The sequence below is a fragment of the Pyrolobus fumarii 1A genome, from assembly GCF_000223395.1.
Lineage (GTDB): Archaea > Thermoproteota > Thermoprotei_A > Sulfolobales > Pyrodictiaceae > Pyrolobus > Pyrolobus fumarii.
The window spans coordinates 247,661-267,134 of record NC_015931.1; the positions used below are offsets into that span (position 1 = coordinate 247,661).

18 protein-coding genes, 1 tRNA gene and 1 other RNA gene are annotated in these 19,474 nt (G+C 53.1%); 9 read left to right on the plus strand and 11 right to left on the minus strand.

The window, feature by feature from the left end; all coding sequences use genetic code 11:
* The first annotated feature begins 30 nt into the window (after positions 1-30).
* A complete protein-coding gene (nadX, locus tag PYRFU_RS01455; protein ID WP_014025829.1) occupies positions 31-816 on the plus strand; it encodes an aspartate dehydrogenase in 786 nt (261 codons plus the stop codon).
* A gap of 15 nt (positions 817-831) precedes the next feature.
* On the opposite strand, the gene PYRFU_RS01460 is transcribed toward nadX, so the two are convergent.
* Together PYRFU_RS01460 and PYRFU_RS01465 are read right to left on the minus strand one after the other, a co-directional pair.
* Entirely contained in the window at positions 832-2,595 is a 1,764-nt protein-coding gene (locus tag PYRFU_RS01460; protein WP_014025830.1) for a carbon starvation CstA family protein, read from the minus strand.
* Between the two features lie 11 nt (positions 2,596-2,606).
* Positions 2,607-3,038, minus strand: coding sequence for a hypothetical protein (locus tag PYRFU_RS01465; protein WP_014025831.1), 432 nt, complete (start codon positions 3,036-3,038; stop codon positions 2,607-2,609).
* A 115-nt stretch (positions 3,039-3,153) separates the two neighbouring features.
* Here PYRFU_RS01465 and PYRFU_RS01470 point away from each other — a divergent pair, with 115 nt between their 5' ends.
* Positions 3,154-3,444, plus strand: coding sequence for a DUF7990 family protein (locus PYRFU_RS01470; RefSeq protein WP_014025832.1), 291 nt, complete (start codon positions 3,154-3,156; stop codon positions 3,442-3,444).
* Positions 3,438-4,418: an ArsA family ATPase gene (locus PYRFU_RS01475; protein ID WP_167827781.1), complete on the plus strand. Its 981-nt coding sequence runs from the start codon at positions 3,438-3,440 to the stop codon at positions 4,416-4,418. Before PYRFU_RS01470 ends, PYRFU_RS01475 begins: the two co-directional genes overlap by 7 nt.
* On the opposite strand, the gene PYRFU_RS01480 is transcribed toward PYRFU_RS01475, so the two are convergent.
* A complete protein-coding gene (locus PYRFU_RS01480; protein WP_244403862.1) occupies positions 4,415-5,749 on the minus strand; it encodes a hydroxyacid-oxoacid transhydrogenase in 1,335 nt (444 codons plus the stop codon). The two genes, PYRFU_RS01475 and PYRFU_RS01480, sit on opposite strands and share 4 nt — an antisense overlap.
* A gap of 297 nt (positions 5,750-6,046) precedes the next feature.
* Here PYRFU_RS01480 and gatA point away from each other — a divergent pair, with 297 nt between their 5' ends.
* The 3 genes from gatA to PYRFU_RS01495 all read left to right on the plus strand — a co-directional run bounded on the left by gatA (position 6,047) and on the right by PYRFU_RS01495 (position 8,865).
* Complete coding sequence (gene gatA / locus PYRFU_RS01485) at positions 6,047-7,507, plus strand: Asp-tRNA(Asn)/Glu-tRNA(Gln) amidotransferase subunit GatA (protein ID WP_048192208.1); 1,461 nt, start codon at positions 6,047-6,049, stop codon at positions 7,505-7,507.
* On the plus strand, positions 7,488-7,763 hold the full coding sequence (locus tag PYRFU_RS01490) for a hypothetical protein (RefSeq protein ID WP_167827782.1): 276 nt from the start codon (positions 7,488-7,490) through the stop codon (positions 7,761-7,763). Before gatA ends, PYRFU_RS01490 begins: the two co-directional genes overlap by 20 nt.
* Positions 7,764-7,845: 82 nt before the next feature.
* Positions 7,846-8,865 (plus strand): methionine synthase, encoded by a 1,020-nt coding sequence (locus PYRFU_RS01495; RefSeq protein ID WP_014025837.1) that lies wholly within the window; start codon positions 7,846-7,848, stop codon positions 8,863-8,865.
* Between the two features lie 8 nt (positions 8,866-8,873).
* On the opposite strand, the gene PYRFU_RS01500 is transcribed toward PYRFU_RS01495, so the two are convergent.
* From PYRFU_RS01500 to PYRFU_RS01520, 6 genes are all read right to left on the minus strand, one after another.
* Positions 8,874-9,422: a hypothetical protein gene (locus tag PYRFU_RS01500; protein WP_014025838.1), complete on the minus strand. Its 549-nt coding sequence runs from the start codon at positions 9,420-9,422 to the stop codon at positions 8,874-8,876.
* A gap of 32 nt (positions 9,423-9,454) precedes the next feature.
* The gene (locus PYRFU_RS01505; protein ID WP_167827783.1) at positions 9,455-10,111 is read right to left on the minus strand and encodes a hypothetical protein; all 657 of its coding nucleotides are present in this window, start codon (positions 10,109-10,111) and stop codon (positions 9,455-9,457) included.
* Between the two features lie 127 nt (positions 10,112-10,238).
* Positions 10,239-11,183, minus strand: coding sequence for a hypothetical protein (locus PYRFU_RS01510; RefSeq protein ID WP_014025840.1), 945 nt, complete (start codon positions 11,181-11,183; stop codon positions 10,239-10,241).
* Positions 11,184-11,185: 2 nt separating this feature from the next.
* Positions 11,186-12,007: a 3-methyl-2-oxobutanoate hydroxymethyltransferase gene (panB, locus tag PYRFU_RS01515; RefSeq protein WP_014025841.1), complete on the minus strand. Its 822-nt coding sequence runs from the start codon at positions 12,005-12,007 to the stop codon at positions 11,186-11,188.
* Between the two features lie 144 nt (positions 12,008-12,151).
* Positions 12,152-12,467: signal recognition particle sRNA (ffs, locus tag PYRFU_RS10130), an RNA gene on the minus strand.
* Between the two features lie 207 nt (positions 12,468-12,674).
* The gene (locus PYRFU_RS01520) at positions 12,675-14,750 is read right to left on the minus strand and encodes a hypothetical protein (RefSeq protein ID WP_014025842.1); all 2,076 of its coding nucleotides are present in this window, start codon (positions 14,748-14,750) and stop codon (positions 12,675-12,677) included.
* A 98-nt stretch (positions 14,751-14,848) separates the two neighbouring features.
* Here PYRFU_RS01520 and PYRFU_RS01525 point away from each other — a divergent pair.
* Positions 14,849-14,956 (plus strand) — tRNA-Thr (locus PYRFU_RS01525).
* A gap of 21 nt (positions 14,957-14,977) precedes the next feature.
* Positions 14,978-15,430, plus strand: coding sequence for a small multi-drug export protein (locus PYRFU_RS01530; protein WP_014025843.1), 453 nt, complete (start codon positions 14,978-14,980; stop codon positions 15,428-15,430).
* Here the strand turns inward: PYRFU_RS01530 and PYRFU_RS01535 are convergent.
* Both PYRFU_RS01535 and PYRFU_RS01540 read right to left on the minus strand, forming a co-directional pair.
* Positions 15,410-17,821 (minus strand): DNA-directed DNA polymerase, encoded by a 2,412-nt coding sequence (locus PYRFU_RS01535; protein ID WP_014025844.1) that lies wholly within the window; start codon positions 17,819-17,821, stop codon positions 15,410-15,412. The genes PYRFU_RS01530 and PYRFU_RS01535 overlap by 21 nt on opposite strands.
* Before the next feature lie 3 nt (positions 17,822-17,824).
* On the minus strand, positions 17,825-18,334 hold the full coding sequence (locus tag PYRFU_RS01540; RefSeq protein ID WP_052296911.1) for a GNAT family N-acetyltransferase: 510 nt from the start codon (positions 18,332-18,334) through the stop codon (positions 17,825-17,827).
* Positions 18,335-18,378: 44 nt separating this feature from the next.
* Between PYRFU_RS01540 and PYRFU_RS01545 the strand changes: the two genes are divergently transcribed.
* Entirely contained in the window at positions 18,379-19,452 is a 1,074-nt protein-coding gene (locus tag PYRFU_RS01545; protein WP_014025846.1) for an mRNA surveillance protein pelota, read from the plus strand.
* The last annotated feature ends 22 nt before the right edge of the window (positions 19,453-19,474 follow it).

The window sequence follows — 19,474 nt, forward strand, 5'->3', positions numbered from 1 at the left end:
CCTCGTTTTGACCACGGTGGACTCGTAGTCGTGAAGCGTGTAGCCATAATCGGCTGTGGAGCCATAGGCTCGGAACTAGCTAAGGCTATCGATGATGGGCTAGTGCCGGCTCAGCTAGTGGCACTTTTCGACATTAAGAGGGATAGGTGTGATAAGGTAGCCTCTAGCCTCGAGCGTGTGAAGCCTAAAGTGGTCTCGAGCATGGACGAGGTGCTTGAAGTAAAACCTGATGTTATAGTAGAAGCTGCTAGCCAGGCAGCTGTTGCGGAGTACGGGCCACGTATACTCGAGAGGGGCGTTGACCTCATAGTGCTAAGCGTAGGTGCACTGCTGGATAATAGTGTGCTCAAGAGTCTTGAGGAGGCATCTCGTAAGGGTGGTGGTAGAGTATATGCGCCTACTGGAGCCATAGCTGGGCTGGATGCTATCAGGGCGTTGCGGATAGTTGGAATAAACAAAGTGGTGTTGCGTACAAGGAAGCCGCCTAAGAGCCTCGGCGTTGATGTTAACGATGTGACGGTATTGTATCGGGGGCCTGCGCGCGAGGCTGTCAAGAAATACCCGTTTAACGTGAATGTGGCGGCAGCTCTTGCTCTCGCGGCTGGAGTAGAGCCTCTTGTAGAGATCGTGGCTGATCCCAAGGTAGAACGGAATATACACGAGATAATTGTGGAGTCGGCGGCTTCTAGGCTAACGATACGAGTGGAGAATGTGCCTAGTCCGTCTAACCCGCGTACAAGTTACCTTGCGGCTCTTTCCTGCATAGAGTTGGTGAGGAGGATAGTGTCGCCTAGGTGGCTAGAGGTAGGAACGTGAGAAAATAACAGAGGGCTAGGACGTTGTGGTTCTCGCCTTTGCAATCGCTTCTTCCTTCTTAGCCCTCAGCAGTTGCTTCGCGAACGCGTAGAACAGGTAAAGGTCTAGTATGAAGCTGATTGCTGTTACACCGCCAGCTCCAATCTGGAATATGGGTTTTAGGTGCGGCACTATCAATACTAGCCACATTGCAAGGGCGGTCGTCACAGTCACCCATAGGAAGACTGCAGGTGCGACTACGGTGAGCGCTAGCCATCCTCTTACTCTTAACACCACATAGATCCACAGTGCGCTCGTCATGAGGGCGAGCGCGGCTAGCAGCTGGTTTGTGCCAGCGAAAGCAGGCCACACGACTCTCCATGCTGGTGTGCCATCAACAGTCTGAATGGCTAGCAGGCCTCCCAGTGCTATGGAGATCGCGCTAGCCACCCATCTGTTTGTCAGTAGCTTGTAGAGGCTCTGGTTCCGCTCGGCAAGGAAGTCGAACATCTCGCTCCAGGCGAACCTTGCAAGCCTATTCGCGGTGTCGAGTGTTGTGAGTACGAACGTGGTTAGTGCTATCGCGGCGAATACCTTTGCAGCGAAGGCGGCGGCTGCTACATCAAAACCGAGGCGGCCGAGGGCTATGCCAAGCATCTCGCCGTATCCGACTGTGAATTTGGCTAGAGGCTTCGGAAGAGTGGCTACCTTATCCCAGGCAACAGCGATTGGTGTTATCACAGCGAGGGTAGAGACAGCACCTTCTGTTAGCATTCCTCCATAGCCAATTAGTAGTGCGTCCATCTCGCTTGCCAGCTGTTTGCTCGTGGTGCCGCTTGCAACCACGCTGTGGAAGCCGCTGAGAGCGCCACAAGCTATTACTAGTGCTATGCTTGGCCAGAAGGGTGCAAGAGGCTCGTTTGCAATTGGTGTGCCTCCAGCTCCTATGATGGCAGCTGGTGCAACCCATGTGATTATAGCGGGCTGCTTCAAAGGCACGTCTAGTATCAGTAGGGCTGCAAATGCTGAAGCGATCACAAACGCCCAAAGAAGGTATGCGTTGAGGTAGTCGCGTGGCTGGAGTAGGTACCAGACTGGCAGTGCGGCGGCTATGAAGCTGTACAGCATTAGCACGTAGACCCACGAGTTGTAGCTCAGGTATAGTGGCACGTAGAGGCTGTAGACATAGCCTAGTATCGCGAGTACTATGGCGATAATTGTTGACTTGGTTATACCGAGGCCAGCTCTGTACATCAGGTAGCCTAGGAGTAGCGCAATTGGCATGTAAACCACTGCCTTTGTGGCGGCGTTCGGAGATATGACGGAGTATATCGTGGCAGCTACGCTGAGGAACGCTGCAATTACAAGCAGCAGCGCACCCCACACGTAGACGAGGAACGCATACTTGGCTTTCTTGCCCATCACGCTCTCCGCGACGCTCATTATCGATATTCCGCCGTGGCGCACGCTAGCCATTAGGGCTAGGTAGTCGTGGATAGCGCCTATGAAGAGGTTGCCGAAGATCACCCAGAGTAGTGGCGCGAACCAACCGTAGACGGATGCTAGAGCTGGTCCTACGATGGGGCCCGCTCCTGCTATGCTAGCAAAGTGGTGACCATAGAGGACCCACTTGTTAGCTGGCACATAGTCGACGCCATCATACCTTGTCCATGCTGGCGTCTTGCGCGTAGCGTCAGCCTTCACGACTTTCCTCTCAATTACCTTGCGGCCATAAGCCCAGTAGCCGACGATATAGGCGATGATAACCGGGAGTACTATAGCTGCGACCGGGGCCGCCATCTTCCCACCCCCTACCCTTTACGTGCCTTTAGCCCCGCTGGCGCCTCGCCAAACGCCAGCCACGGACCGATAAGAAGTCCCATCCATGCCGCTACAGTGGCGCCAGCCAAAGGCGTGTCTACAGGCTTCTTCATCACCTTGACACTGGTTACAATAGCGTCCTTTGGTACCTCGCCGTTGCACTGTGCACCCTTTACATCACCTATGGTGAGGCCCTTGAGCTGTGATACTTTGCTCGAGAATTCGTCAATGGTGCTTGCCCTGCAGGTGGTAGGGCCCTGTATAGTACACTTGTAAACCTCATCGCCGAGTTTCGCCTCTATTGTTGCCTGGAGCGACACGCAACCTATCATTCCACGTGTTGCGCCAACATAGAACGAGTATGCCAGCACGGCCAGCGATGCTAGCGTTAAAGCGATGCCAAGCGCCCTCTTGATGCCCACTGTTTGACCACCATATGGTATGTTTAAAGTGTTGGGGTATTAAAGAGGATAAGCGCTAACCGATAAACCACCTTTCTTCTCTGATAGAGAATCGCTGAACAAAGGGTGGGTTCTGATGGTATGGATTAGAGAGGCCGTAGATGCGCTGAAGAACGTGATAGCAGGTTTCTTGAAAGCGCTTAGAGACCAGGCTGTTGAGGCCATTGAACTAGAGGCTAAAGAGCTTGAGACAACTTTCTACATGCTTGTTGCTGCTCCTCTAGCTGGTATACCTCTGGCGCCCACAGGCCTGGTGTTGGAGCTTGCGCATCTTCTAGGTGAGGAACTCGATAGAGCATTGCAAAGGCTGGGACGCTGGGCCGACCTGTTTGCAGACTACTTTGCCAGCCTGGGTGGAGAGTGGTAGAGTTGACCCTCATTCGCGTATTAGAGGAGAGCATAGACGGTCGTAAAGTGATGCTTGTGTATGGGAAGGGCGGTGTTGGTAAAACAACTTTTAGCCTAATGGTAGGGCTCCACATGTCAGCACATGGCTATAAGGTTCTTGTAGTATCGTTGGATCCGGCGAAGCACCTACCAAACTACGTTAATTGTAAGTGTATAAACCGTGTCTATGCGGTCACCGACAACCTTCATGTAGAGCAGTATGATGTGACGGTAGATGTTAAGAGGCTTGGTGAAGAGTATGCCCTCCTTTTGAGAAGGGTATCTACACGGTTAGCTGCTCTGAACCTGGACAAGGTGCTTAATGTCGTTACGGCTGCACCCGGGTTGGAAGAGGAGGCGTATCTGCGTAAGCTAGAGGCACTATACAATAGGAGTGTTGAGTACGACTATGTGGTTATAGATATGCCTCCTACTGGTGTTGCACTCCGCATAGTAAAGTTGCCACTCTTGTACAATGTGTGGCTCGAGGCGCTCGAGGAGATAAGGTTTAGGCTTGCCGAGGCAAGAGCAATGTTAGCGAGAGTAGCGGGTGGCGACTTTAGCGACCCTGTACTCGAGAAATTGAAGCACCTTAGGAACCGGTTTAGTAAGCTACACAACGCTATAATCGATGGAGGTATTACGCTCCATGTTGGCGTGGCGACGCCCGAGCCGCTGCCCGTTATGGAGGTCGAGCAGGTAGCGAATGCTCTTAGGCAGCACGGCGCTTGGCTTGGGCTTGCTGTCCTTAACAGGGTGCTTAGTCTGGGCGAAGCAAAGCGGCTCGGTATACATAGACAACAGGTGGAGGCGTTTGAGCGGCTCAAGAAGGTTGCTCAGCGTGTGCTTCTGATACCGTACCTAGGTAGGCCTACCAAGAGCTTAGGAGATGTTCAGGAGCTTCTCAGCCTGGTTAAAAGACTGGAGTTGGGAGATATCCTGCCTCAACTCTAGTAGTTTCTCCAAGCTCTACGGTATATCCATTCAACGTCCTTGGCGGTTACCGGCCTCGGGTTGAGCGCGAGGAGCGCCTTCTGCTTCAGAGTCTCCTCGGCCATGGCTGGTATATCGTTCGGGTCTACGCCCACAGCCTCTAGACCCGGCGTGAACCCGACATCCTTTTGCAGCTCCCTAATCTTATCTGCAGCCCACTTTGCGCCTTCAGGGCAGCAGCGGCATGGTGGTTTCTCGCCGGATAGCAGCTCGCCTACCTTAGTGGCCTTGCAGTAGTCGGCGGGCGCGTTGAACTCTAGTACGGCCGGTAGCAGTATACCTACAGCTTCACCGTGTGTGAGCTTGTAGCGGCCACCTAGTGGGTAACTAGCTGCATGGGCCAAGCTCGTGCCAGCGTTGCCGAAAGCGAGACCGGCAAGGTTGGAGGCTAGTAGCATGCCAGCCCTAGCCTCGATATCCGTCTGGCCGTTGTAGGCCGCTCTCCGTAGGTACCTGCCTATCAGCTCAATGGCCTTCTCGGCGAGCGCGTCTGTGATCGGGTTCGAGCCGTGATACACGGGCCTCTTAGCTGGTGTTTCGGGCTTCGGGCGTGCATAGAAGGGTATGGCCATATAGGCTTCCACTGCGTGCGTCAATGCGTCCATCGCTGTGTCTACAGTTACCTTCTTCGGCATCGTCAATGTCAACTCTGGGTCTAGGAGTGCTAGGTATGGTCGCAGCTCGTCGCTACGAACACCGACCTTCACCTTGAGGTCCGGGAGGGTGACAACGGCGACGCTTGTAACCTCGCTGCCAGTGCCAGCTGTTGTGGGTACAGCTATCAACGGCTTAATCGGTCCCGGGACCGGCTTGCCAGCACCATAAGGCGGCGCAACATAGTCCCTAACCCTACCGCCATACCTCTCGAGGACAGCAGCGACCTTAGCAGCGTCAATAACGGAGCCGCCGCCCACCGCGAGGATAGCATCTGGACCAAACTTTCTCATAGCGTCAGCTAGCTGCTCCACATTAGAATCGCTAGGCTCGGGCTCCACATCCGAGAAATACTCCATCTCAACGCCCTCCGGCAACAACTTCTCAATACGCTGAATGAGGCCTCTACGGACCCAGCCCCTAGTCGTCACCACGAAAAGCTTCCTGGCCTTGAGCCTCTCAAGCTCATAGCCAAGCTCGTTTAGCACACCGACGCCGAACTTCACGCGAGGAGTGCGGAACTCGAACACGTTATCCGCATAGCTTGTCGGCGGAAGGAACAATCCGAGTACACCCAGAAGCCGCCCTTCACGCCCAGGATAAAACGGGTTGTAGCGCCTCAGACCCAGGGTACCCAAAGACAGCTTAGACCCCGCCCTCTTCACGGTGGATTGTGGAGTGAGGACCGTGTTACCTTCTGAGCAGAGTGATGAACGGCGCGAAAACCGATTTGCCCCGTCTGCGCACCACTCTCTCGCTCACAACATGGCCGTCGGAGGGCCGCGTGTCGCCGCGGCCTCCTATGACGGCGGCTCGGGGCTCTCCCTGCGGGGGCTCGCCACCCCCACCTATAACGCCGGTTTGCTCTACGCGTGACAAGGGGTGTGGTTTTGGATAGGAGGCTTGAAACGAGACCTGCCTTTGCCATACGCGAGATGCTACTTAGCGGGGAGCTAAGTGTTGACGAGTACGTGGCGCGCATCTACGAGGTTATAAGAAAGAGCGAGTGTCTAAATGCGTTTATAACGCTGAGAAAGCAGGAGGATGTAGAGAAGGAGCTACGCAGTGTTGTTGAAAGGGCGTCGCGAGGCGATAACCTACCGCTAGCCGGCGTTCTCGTAGCAGTCAAGGATAACATTGTAACCAAGGGGCTGAGGACGACATGCGCTTCACGCATGCTTGAGGAGTTTATCCCGCCGTATAATGCGACAGTCGTAGAGCGCTTGGTTAGAGCTGGGGCTGTGATACTCGGAAAGACGAACATGGATGAGTTCGCGATGGGCTCGACCAGCGAGTTGAGCGCCTACGGGCCCGTAGGTAACCCCTGGTGTCCCAGTAGGGTGCCCGGCGGCAGTAGCGGTGGTAGCGCGGTAGCAGCAGCCATAGGTGCAGGTGGAGTAGCTCTCGGTAGCGATACTGGTGGTAGTATCCGTCTGCCGGCTGCTTGGAGCGGGGTATACGGCCTCAAGCCTACGTACGGCCTTGTCTCAAGGTATGGTCTGGTCGCGTACGCCGATAGCCTTGAACAGATAGGGCCCCTAGCACGACACCCGCGAGACATTGCAATGGTGATGGAGGTTATCGCTGGGTTCGACGAGCGCGACTCGACCACGTTGAGGATCGGTGGATGGCGTGAGTTGCCCTCCAGGCCCGTAAGGCCGAGGATAGCAATCCTGAGAGACTTGCTCGAACATCCAGGTGTGGACGAGCGGGTCGCGAAGGTCGTCGAGAAGATGGTGTATAGGCTCTCTGAGTCGCTGGGATGGGATATTGGAGAGGTCAAGCTCGGTAGCGAGATACTTGATCTCGCACTCCCGGCCTACTACGTTATAGCTATGAGTGAGGCTAGTAGCAACCTAGCCAGGTACACCGGGATACTGTATGGGCCGCCCGGCCGTAAGATAGTGGATAACGTGCCATGGACCAGGTGGTTCTCTGAGGTGCGTAAGCTCTTCGGTTGGGAGGTTAAACGCAGGATATTCATGGGTGCTTTCGCACTCAGCGCGGGATACCGTGATGCGCTCTACGAGAAAGCTCTTATAATCAGACGTCGTGTTAAGGATGCTGTGTTGCGCGTGCTGAAGAACTGGGATGCAGTAGTGCTACCCTCTTGCGTCTCGCCTCCACCGCGTAAGGGCGAGGCGATAGGCGATCCGCTGCGAATGTATGCTCTGGACTTAGCGAACGTTATAGCCAATCTGGCTGGTGTACCGGCATTAGCGGTCCCAGCGGGTACCGTTGATGGTCTTCCGGTTGGCGCTCAACTAATATCACAGCCGCTCAACGATAGGCTGCTCGTTGAACTCGCCATAGAGATTGAGGATCATCTTCACCTATATCGCGAGCCTCCAGAAGAACCGTGCAAGGTGAAGTGTGGTGAAGCAGATGGAGAATGAGAGACAACGCGTAGATCCCCTAGTGGTTATAGACCGATTGATGTCTGTGCTTGAGATGATGGAGGTACAGATCGATAGACTGGGGGAGAGGCTAACAGCTTGTAGGGCTGAGGGGGGTGAGGGAGGTACAGTGTACCCGCTTTACCAGCTGGTGATTAGAGCTAAGGAGCTTCTGAGGGAGCTAAGGATCCTCGTGTTTGAAGAGTGTGGGGGCTCTGCAGCGGCTGGGCCTCAGCATCAAGAGACTCAGCGGTAATACCAGTCTTCACTGCCCCATGGTCTTGGTACCGAGCTACAACTTCTCTATAAACCGTGGCTCTTTGCCTCCCGGCACTCGGGTGAGTGCCATAACCGGGTATAGACTCCCAAAGGCCTTCATAACCACGGTGGTTGGCAGCTATCCTAAGATGCCCGAGGCGGAAGAGGCTATCCGAAAGAGGAGGCAAGGTCTGATAACAGAGGAAGAGTTCCACAAGCTTGTACAACCTGCAATAAAGAAAGTCATAGAGGATCATCTGGAAGCTGGTGTGGACATCCTTAGTGATGGTGAGCAGGCGCGTGATGATATGGTTGTCTATTTCGCGGAGAGGATTGGTGGGTATAGTGGTGGCGAGTGGGTACGAATATTCGATAACGTGTACTTTAGGAAGCCTGTTATAGTCGCTAGGCTCGAGTACAAGGGTCCCATGGCGGTCATGGATTGGGAGTATGCTACTAGTATAGCACAGGGTAGGCCCGTCAAGGCTATACTGACAGGCCCTTACACGATGGCTGACTGGAGTTTCGATCTACAATATGGTGATCGCCGCGAACTAGTTCTAGAGCTAGCTAGGGTGTTGCGTCACGAGATAGAAGAGTTCGTGAAGAGAGGTGCAAAGTTCATACAAGTTGACGAGCCTGCGCTGCCGACAAGACCGCTGCCAGAGGAAGCCGAGCTAGTGAAAGAGGCGCTCGAGATCATGCTTAAGGGTATTGAGGTTAAGAAGATAGTACACGTCTGCTTTGGTAGGATTGAGAAGCTACTACCACACCTCATGGAGTTCCCGGTTGACCAGCTTGATCTCGAGTTCAAAAACAGCGGATTCAAACTGCTACCCTACGTGAAGGAGTACTGGGATCCACGCAAGGAGATAGGCTACGGTGTGATAGACGTGCATAGCTTGCGCGTTGAAAGCGTGGAGGAGATAATAGAGGACGTAGAGAGATTGTTGAAACTAGACGTCATACCACCAGAGAAAATATACATTGATCCTGACTGTGGCTTGAAGAGACTGCCGAGAGATGTTGCTAGAGCTAAGCTGCGTAACATGGTTGAAGCGGCGCGCCAGTTAAGGAAAAAGTACGGGTTCGAAGAGTAGCCGGAATGTCAGCTGCTGCGAACATCGTAGAGTAATGCTACAGCTCTTTTACACTCGCTGCCGCGTATGAGATTCCATGCGTTGCGTCCAGCTAGTTTTTCGCCCTCCCTTGTCTCCACGTATGCGCCAGTATAACGCCCGTCCTCAACAACGAGGATTGCGGACCACCCCTCCTCAGGGCAAGATACGTCAAGCCTAGCCGTCTTCAAGTTCAGCTCGGATGCTCTCTTTATGCCCCATGCTAGTATATTGCTAGGTTGGCCCGTTACACTGTCAACATGTCTACTTCGCGCTATTAGTACGGCAAGATATATCGGATCGGTTAACTTGGCTGATACGCGCTCTTCGAATGTGGGGTGTATGTCCTTTATCGCTTGAACCTCGACGTGTTGAATGTCTACCTTGGCCTCTTCGCGCTTCTTTGACATGTACTCTCGGTACTCCGGGCATTTCGTATAGTTGCCAGAAATGCAAGGTCTCGTGAATGGATTGACATGTTTCCCCGTAAGCTTACAATGCACTATGAAACCCTTCCGCTCGGCATAGGGACATTTCACTGTGCACCACCTCTCCAAAAGCTACATTATCGTTATTGAGATGCTCTTGTCGCCTCTCGCGCCCATGATGCGATGTATACCATCGATAATAGCAGTATAAGATTTGAAACTAATATTGCCGGGGCTACACCATATACCGCTGCAACTGAAGCTGCGACGGGAGCTACCGCTCCCACCATGAAGCCGAGAAAGGCGGACTGGTCTACCTGGTTTCCTCTCCTCCATGATTCGTGGAATGGGGATGCTGCGGCAAGGAAAGATGGCGCCTCGACTACCGTGTTTATAGCTACGAAGTATGTGAACGTACCCTTTAGCGCAGCGTATATCGTTGCTGCTAGGCTAGCGAATATCGCTGTTATCATCCAGACTCCGGCTAGCCTTGCATAACCGGTTGCATAGAGAACGCCAATAGCTATTGTGGCTGCGCCAAGGGCTTCCCCTACAAAACCCGCTATGAGTAGTATTGCTGCTGATAAAGCGAGTACAAGTATATCACTGAAGTACCATGCTAGAATGAGACCTATTGCTCTAAAGACTATAGCCGCGCCTAGCATTACGAAGCCGAATGAAGCAAGGCTAGCTCCTAGTGCACCCGTTCGCTCGCTTATCAGCATTAATCTAGTTGCTATGTTCGAGGCGAATATTGCTAGAATCACGCTGGTTAGTAGAGCTCCTAGTGCAGTCCCCACCTCCGGGGCTCCAATGGAACCCACAAATATATCGTGGATCATCTTGGCCTCACTCCCCCAAGTGCGGTTAAAACACGTGTTATTAGCAGCATTATTTGTAAGCTCTACAAGTCCTAGTTGTAATTATTTATTGGTGAATATTGTCGCTTTTCATTGTCCTCAAGATCGTCTCGTCGTATTCGAGTACAGTTGGGCCTCGTAACAGCTCGAGTTTGATGCGTGCTTCGATACCCTGGCCGTATACTAATGGTTTTGATTGGTATCCTAGGAGCCTCGCAACATCTATAATGTTTGCGGTGCTTGCCAGTACGAGTATGAGTGGCTTCCTGGGTGCAAAACTAAGCGAATAGTGAAGCGCTCTTCCCTTAACCTCTAGTAGCGGTGCACGGTTCTCCACTAGCCCCGGAATCTCAAGGATTAGCCTTGCGCGTGTATTCTTGCCGACATGGCTTGCGACTATGCTGAGGATAGGTCCGTTGGCCTCCAGGTGTGCCTCAGCGTATTCGCCGCCCTTGCGAACGGTTAGCCTCCTCCTGTTCAATCGTATGGATATCTTATCGTGTAGCCTTGACACGAAGGCTTCTACGCCCTCAACCTCTATGCGGACGGTCTCTGCGTTCAGAAATCCCTCCTCGCCGTGAACTACTAGTGTATACTCCGGAATCCATTTGGCGAGAGAGTCTATCGTTAGCACGATAGGGTCGCCAGCCGCCCTGAATACACGACTTTGCGTGTAGCATCTTTTCACTAAACGTTCTCCCGTGTACCTCGAAGCTATCAATAATCTGCCGGGCTCGCCCTCTACACCCTCCCGAAGCAGATCTGAAAGTAGGATGAGTACCCTCTTGTTTTTCTCTCTAGTCCTCTTAGCGTATAGTGCCCTATGGAAGATGCCCGTTGCGGCCAGTAAACCGCCTATGATCGATGCCGCGCCACACGTCGTGATAGTACATGGTGGATTCATACTGGAGATTATTCCAGTTGCGATGCTTATGCCTGCTATAGTGAGTGCAGCTGCAATGTGTTGATGTATCCTTGGCGATGGTAGCACTATGATGAGTCGCTCGCTCAATATTATTCTCTATCCCTCCTCCAAGTCTCCTTCATGTGGAACACGTGCTTCTCGCGGGGGAATCTACCCTCCCTTACGTCCGCGGCGAATCTGCGGACAGCCTCAAGCGCTATTGACCGTAAGTCTGCATATTTCTCAGCGAAGGGTGGGATGGTCTCGCTTAGCCCTAGAATATCGTGAAGTACGAGTACCTGGCCATCGCAGTGCCTTCCACTGCCAATGCAGATAGTTGGTATTTTGAGTTTTCTTGTTATCTCGGCTGCAACTTCTTCAGCAGTGAACTCTATAACGATTGCAAACGCGCCAGCCTCTTCCACAGCCTTTGCATCTTCAAGGAGCCTCTCTGCGTCTTCAACCGTTCTTCCACGTCTACGGTAACCACCAAGCATGAGCCTCTTTTGCGGAGTGAGTCCTATGTGGCCGACAACGGGTATCCCCGCTTTGGTTATAGCCTCAATCTTATCTGCAACTTCTACCCCGCCTTCTAGTTTCACCGCGTCGGCACCAACACGTACGAATTTTATAGCATTCTTAACTGCCTCAGACCTGCTAGCCTCATAACTACCGAAAGGCATGTCGGCAACCACCATTGCGCGTTTCGCGCCCCTAGAGACTGCTGCTGTGTGTAGCAGCATCATCTGCATTGTAGCCATGTTAGTGTTAGGGAGACCGTGGACTACCATCGCTGCCGAGTCGCCAACAAGTATCATATCCACGCCTGCCTCGTCGACTATACGCGCGAATGGATAGTCATACGCGGTCACCATCACTATGGGTTCGCGGCCCTTCTTAGCGAGTATATCGCGCACGCTTATCCTCTGCAAGACGAGACCTCCGTCTTCCCGTGTAGCCTCCCCCGTATACTTACTGTGAGGTGAAAAGGATGCGTCGGCTATGCAGGCCCTCATCACAATTGCTCAGACCGTGACCCTCTACTCCCCATCCAGCGCGGGGCCGCCATTGGGCCCCGCGCGGCCCCCGCCGTCACCCGCCGTACCCGCCACGGGCACCCCCACGCCGTTGCCTCACCCCGGTGGCCCCGCGAACGCCGGGCGTCCGGGGTTAGGCTGCTCCCTTCCGGGCCTGACCGCTTCCCCCGGTAAAGGCGGTAGCCGCCCTCCCTCCGGAGGGGGCTCCGCCACCGCCGGCCCCGCGGGCCGGGGGTCCTCGGTCGGCGTGGGACCCGTGGCGGGTAGCGGCGAGCGGACGGCGGGTTACTGGCCCCCGCGTTGCGCCCGATCTCGGGGTACGGGGGAGGGCGAGCCCCCCGGCCCTACCCGCGCGGGGTTACCCGGCGGCCCGCGCCATGATATACGAGCATAGTATGCAAGGGCTTATAAGTGGATGGACTGAAGGCCGGGAGACCCGCTATCATCGAGCCCCTAGCGGGGCACTCCGCGGGCGTCGCGGGCCATTCGTGTTATGGTTTATATTTGGGTTAAAAAGAGGCTGTTGGGCGTGAAGCAATCCTATCTCGAGTAGTGTAATGTTCTAGTTTGGTTGGCTAGTGTACCTTACGATCGCTAGTGGTGCTTGAGGTATTGTAAGGTTGAGTGTGCCACTCGATACTAGTGGGTAAATCGCTATGCCCACGCCTGGTAGCAGGGGCTTGCAGCCCGATGTAGACTGGATACCGTAGCCTAGGGTTGCGACGTACGCGTATAGACGGCTGTTATACCTCATGGTGGTTATGCTTGGGATGCTGGGTACGCAGTAGCCCTTCTTCGCAAGTCTAGTGGCAAGCACTTGTAGCGTGTTAAGATCAAGCCGGAGATCTGTGAAGATGTCAAGTGTCAGACTGGCTATTGGTGTAGAGGTTGAACTAGTGCACGTCAAAGCGCTATTCAGCATTGCTACGACACTCTTGTCGTATAGTGTTGATGGTGCAAAGCTATAGTATATCGTTATGGTGCCGTTGCATACGAGAACGTATGGGTAGTAGCATAAGAGCTCCTCGCGCGGGATAGTGACCGTGCCTACCTTTCGTTTAACGAATCTCCCGCTTTGCCTATCAAGCACAATCTTGTAATACTCTACATTTGACTGTTGTGAGCCGCTCTTCACACACACTAGGCCAGGTATTATCCCGATGCCTAGTATCTTGTTGACGTATATTGGTGTGGACTGGTCTATGCGGATCAGTTTGCAGCTTGCGCCGCTAGTGTCAACATAAGTTATGAAGCCCGGCACGTATAGTGATTGCATTACCTTGCCAGGCTGACTCGACTCCTGGTCAAAGACTGTTGTGACTATACCGTCAATAGCATTCAGAGTGTAAGTTGCCAGGATAGTACCTAAGACTATCGGTGTTTTTCCGGTCATGAGGCCGACTGTGAGGACGAGAGGTGTGTAAGCAACGCTAATGCCGGGTCTGGAGGCATCAGTAGGAGCTACAATATACTTCCACTCTGTCAAAGGTATTATGATATTCTTGTAATTGACGGTATAGCCTGAATATGGGCTGTATGTTACGTCCATCCATACCAGCTTTCTCGATACCTGCATGTACATCGGGAGAAAACGTAGTATGTTCTCAGCCGGATCGTACACCGGATAGGCTATTCTATCTGCTCTGTGCGCGTCCACCAATACCATAGCTGCTGTGGAGGTGCTTGTCTCGACTTTACCAGACTCGGCACCGAGAACCACGTGCACTATGCCTTTCTCGCGTGCTACTCTGAGTAACTCCATCACGAGTGGCGAGTCTATCCAAGCGTACGTGCCTAGGATGGTTAGGCTTCTTCCGGTTAACCGTATTCTCTTAATGCATACCGTTGTGAACACTGGATACTTTGTGTACGATGCATCCTGGCTTATTTTGAGCTCCACGAGCGGAGACGCGACGGTTGTGATGCACAACGTGTCGTTATCGAGCAGCGTGAATCTTATTGAAGGTTGGCATCCGTGGAAGTCCCACATGCTGGGTCTGCCAAAGTACCAGGTAACATCTGCAATATGCGTGCTGTAAGGGATGGTTTGCACGCTATTCGAGATGCCAATCTTCACTATGGGTCCGTCTCTAGTAGTTACGATGTTGATGCTGATTGGTACTGTGTTTATGTTGTCGCTTGGCGCTAGTAGTGAATTGTTAAGGCTGTTAATGCTCTGTAGTATGTCAAGAAGCGTGTTGCTGTACTCAGAGACTGTGTATGCGCCGTTTAGATACTCCCATAGTGTCATGTTACCCTCGATAGATGCGAGTCGAGATGGCTCGGGTATAGGTAGGAGACCACCGTTCTTTGAAACCAGTACTACCTCTCTAGCTTTGCCAAGCAGCGGCTTAGCTATGCACGTGCTGTTCGCTACTACCAGCCTGTCATCGTCAACTAGTATAACGCGTCTTATCAGTCCATGCATATAATGGTGGAAGCAGACTGTAGTTGTGTTAGCCTCTATGCTCGTTTCCCGCATGTATAGTGTCTCGGTAAGTCTATTGCTGGTCAGTTTAGCTGCTTCACTTTGTATGGTGCTAACCGACGTTATGTAGGCTGATATGCCGGCTAGGGCTGTCACTAAAGCTACGAGCGATATGATAGCGCCGACTATAGTGCTAACGCTGCGGAGCATGTACTGCCACCATTGTAGAGGTGATGTTGTGAAGCGCTAGTTGCGGTTAGCAAGAGCTAAGCTTGATAAGGGAGGCTAGAAGACCTTGACGAAACGGTGCCGCCGTAGCTCAGCGGGCAGAGCGCCGGCCTTGTACGGCCTGGCCTCGCTCCGAGGTCGCCCAAGAGAGCCGGTGGTCCCGGGTTCAAGTCCCGGCGGCGGCTCCACTCTCCAACTGGTGTAACAGCGTGGCATGTGGCGCGGATGTGTTAGCATCTCTCCTGCTCCTATCAGCTGCCCCTGGTATCGAGGCTCGTTACGCAGCGGCTATTGGAAGCGCCATCTGCGGCCCCGAGGTAATACCACTGGCGTATGTTGTGTCTACGATCACGGGTATACTCGTCTATCTTTTGCTCGAGAAGGTTGAACGCCTCATAGCAATGATACCTATCCTCTTGAAGATATACGAAGGTGTAAAGAGGAGAGTGTCGAAGAAGCTTAAGGGTGCGCGGGGCGCCTTTGCATTAACGCTGTTCATAGCGGCTCCTCTGCCTGGAAGCGGCGTGTGGACAGGTGCGTTGGCGGCAAGGCTCATGGATTTGAGTGTAAAAGAAGCGGTAGCAGCAATATGCATTGGTAATCTTGTGGCAGTGTTGATAGTTGCTGGGGGTGTGACGGGCTTACTTGCTCTTCTTGGCTAGAAAGTCGAAGAGAGTCTTCTGCCCAGTTGCACTTGCTTTCAGCTTCTTCTCGGTGATGCCAAAGTAGCCCAGTATTCTCAATGCAGCCGGGATGATTTGGTGGTCAACATAGTAGGTCACGTCTATCTGGCTAGGATCCTTGACCATGAAGTATGGCCATGCTCTTTGACTGATACGGCCACCACCCTTCACTATTACATACCCTATCTTGTCGCCTGGGCTTACCCGGTAGCCTGCTGACAGCATCCTCTTCGCTGCAACGACGTGTGGTGCCTCCGTTGTGTACTCCTCAAGACGCTTACTAAGGGTCTTCCAGATTACAAGCTTCTCTATGGGAACCTTGCCCTCCTCCAACTCTTTCACAATCTTCCTGACGTACTCTACAGCCTTGTTCACGTCACTCGTCTTCAATACTATTTCGACAACCTTAGTCTGAACCTCCTTGGCGAGTTCACACCAATCGCCACGTACAGCCTCGAAACCGACAATATCTATACGTCCGTCCTCGAGAAGGCCAGCGTACCTCTTCTTAGCCTCTGTAAAGAATACGCGTTTGTACACCTTCTCTAGCTTGATTTCGAACCCCAGCTCCTCCTCTATAATTTTGATGAACTTCTCCACCTTCTCCGGATCATAGGTCACGAAGAGCGAATCTGTGTCACCGTAGATCACCTTGAGGCCTAGTTTACGAGCTATGTTGATGGCGGTGCGTATGAGGTGCCTACCCCAAGCCGTGACAGCCTCTGCGCACTCCCTGCAATACCACCTAGCGCCGCTCCAACCCATGTAGCCGTAACTAGCGTTTGCAAGAACCTTCAACGCCTTCTGCCTTTCATCCAACAGTCGATATTCTGGGCTATCCGGAGGATACTTCTTCATTTCAGCACGCACACGCTTACGAAGCTCTAACAGCCTCTCAAGAACTGTCTTGAAGAAGCCGGGCGGACACCTACGGAACCTGTGCTTGACCTCCGGGGCCTCCCAGCAACCACACTCGCCACACTCTTCACCAGGCCTCACAAGCGTGTCAGGACCAACATTGTACTTTATCATGATGTTTGGGTACATCGAGCTAAAGTCGAGTACGGCTATATTCTCGTGCACGCCTCTCAACGGCTCAAGAACTATAGCGCCACGGTAAGTCTCTTCTGGGCGCTCAACGCGGTTCGGCACAAGCTCTTTCATCTTAAACGCCGCGCGTATCAGGTACCATTCAAGTCGAAAGCCAACACTCATCGCACCTACCTGGTCTAGTGGGAGACCTGTTACGTACGACAACTGGATAGCAAACGGCAATATCTTCTCGGCTAAGCCGTAAGTAGCGCGGACATCGTCGCGCGCGTATTGCAGTAATAGTGGTCTCTTCTTCGGGTCGTCCCAATAGTCTGGAATCTCCCACCAATTGATGATAACGCGTTCACTCTTCTTCATCACGCCTAGATACTCTGCGACCTCCTCGAGACTCTTTATCTTGATCTCTGGCATCTCTTCGGCATAGTCGTACAGATCTACGTTAAGCCTGCCAGGGACAGAGACGTGCCCATGTACGCTAGTGGTGGGCTCGGCGCCAACTCTTCTAGTCACATCAAGCTTTATGCCTAGGATGCGGGCGCGCCTCAAAAGATAAGGCCAATCGAAATGATTGTTGTTATAACCGACTATTATGTCGGGGTCATACCTCTTCACGTACTCTACAAACTCGCGTATCGGTTTTCGATCGTCTTTGCCCTCTGCAATGAATAGCACCTCATCGCCATCGTCAGTCTTCACAGCTATCACTATTACAGGATCGCGCTCTGGACGCGGCGACCCTTGCTTGCTATAAACTTCAATATCGAACGCGAGTATCCTAAGATCGGGAAGCTTGGTTGGTGCGAGAGCCTCACCATAAAGTGGCTCCGGCCTGCTCTTAACCAGGTATACCTTGTCGACACGGAAGCCCATCTTGTTCTCGAGGGGCTCAGCCTCTACACGGTACCAGGTGAAAGGAAATAGATCGTGATCTATGAGATAGCGCATAGCGAAGCGTATATCCGCCTCTAGAACATCCTCAACACCATCAACGTTCTTTACGAGTTCGCGATACTCCCTAACAGCCTCGGGTAGCACGGTGCGAATACGTAAGACCCTACGAGGCCTCCCGAAGTACTTCCTCTTGTCATCCTCTACACCTATAATCGGGCTCTTTGGCCTACTCAATGCACGAATACGTTGTGCTACCTGCTTAGGATCGGCGCCCGGTGCAAGCAGCGCATAGAAGTATGGGCGAAAAGACCTGTCAATGAGGACTACCCTCTCGCCGTTCTCAGCAATACCCCATATGATTACCTGAGGCTCTTTACCAACAACCTCGTAGCTAGAGTCTAAAACCGTGAATACAACTTCAGTCATAGTCTACAAACTCCCTGATAACACTGGCACATCCCTACCGATAATACCTTGCCTCAAGAGTTTGACGTAGACGACAGCCGCCTCGCCCCACTCGTAATAACCTGGTATAATGCGGATGGCGCGGTAACCGTGAGCCTCGTAGAATCGCCTTGCGGCATGGTTAGAGACCCATGTCTCAAGAAAAACAAGGCTGAACCCGTTGTTCTCGAGCAGATACTCTATGCTCGAGAGTAGTGCGGAGCCAACTTTGCACCTCCTATACTCTGGTGTAACCGCCATGTTAGCTATGTGGGCTAGGCCGCCCTCGTAGGGCACCGCCATAACGAAACCTGCAATCTTGCCGTTGCATATGGCTATCAGCGAGTAGCCGGAGGAAAGCGCGGCTATAAACCGGAAATACTCCCAGGGGTATGGTCTCTCGAAACTCTCCACCTCAACGATATACGCTTCGCGTAGATGCTCTTCGCGTAGCTCGGTTACGATGAGATGCTCGCAGCAATGTCTCCCCGTCAACAGCTTAACCCGTAACATGTCGTCAACGGTAACCGGAGATAGCTGTGAAGGTAACGCACGTGGATCTCAAGCGGGGAGTAGTGGCCGTCGTACCCGAGACTAGCGATGACATCTGGTTGCTGAGCCTCGTAATAAAACCCGGCGACTACGTGAAGGGCAAGACTGTGAGGGATGTGCGCTTTGGCGAGAGAGGCAGTGGGCGATCGCGTAGAGTCGCAATGGTGTTAACCATACGCGTTGAGAATGTAGAGTTTCAGCCATTCTCGTCTAAACTTCGAATACGAGGTGTGGTAGTGGAAGGCCCCGAGAGGTTCGGTGTAAAGGGCAAGCATCACACAATAACAGTTGATGTCGGGCAAGAGATAGTCATCGTCAAAGAGGAGGGGTGGCCTCGCCCGCTCTTGGAGAGACTGCAGCAAGCTAGCAGGGGGCTTCGAGCCGTACTAGCAGCTGTAGACTACGATGAATACGCGGTAGCTGTGCTGCAAGGGCAAGGCGTACGTATAGTGGTGGATCACTCGATGAGCCTGCCGGGCAAGGATGACCCAAGAAGAGGCGAGATACTGCACCAGGAGCTCGTAACCCTAGCGAAAAAGATAGTCGAAACTGCGAAGAAGGAGGACACGCGCGTGGTAGTGATAGGCGGGCCAGGGTTCCTGAAAGAGCGGGTAGCGGAGCTTGTGAGGCAATTAGATACTGGTTTGCGTGTGTACACAGAGACTGCGGCAACGGGCGGGGTGGCAGGAGTATACGAGATCATAAGACGTGGAAAGATACGTGAAATTCTAGGTGAGCTTGCAGCTCTCGAGGCAGAGGAGTTCCTGGAGAAATTTGAGAGACTGCTAGTTCAGAAGCCCGAACTAGTCACATACACTCTTGACCATGTGGAGAGGGCTGCGGAAATGGGTGCTATCGAGGAGCTGCTAGTCTTAGACGAGCTGCTTCACAGTCCAGACCCGGATGTAAGGATTAGAGTGGAGGAGGTTCTACGGAAAGCCGATGCGACAAGAGCAAAGATACGCTTTGTTAGCCTAGAGACGCCCGCCGGGCTGAAACTCAAATCGTTTGGCGGCATAGCAGCGATACTACGCTACCCAGTGGAACAAGTCGTATCGTGAGTAGCACGGCGGGCCTCGCTGC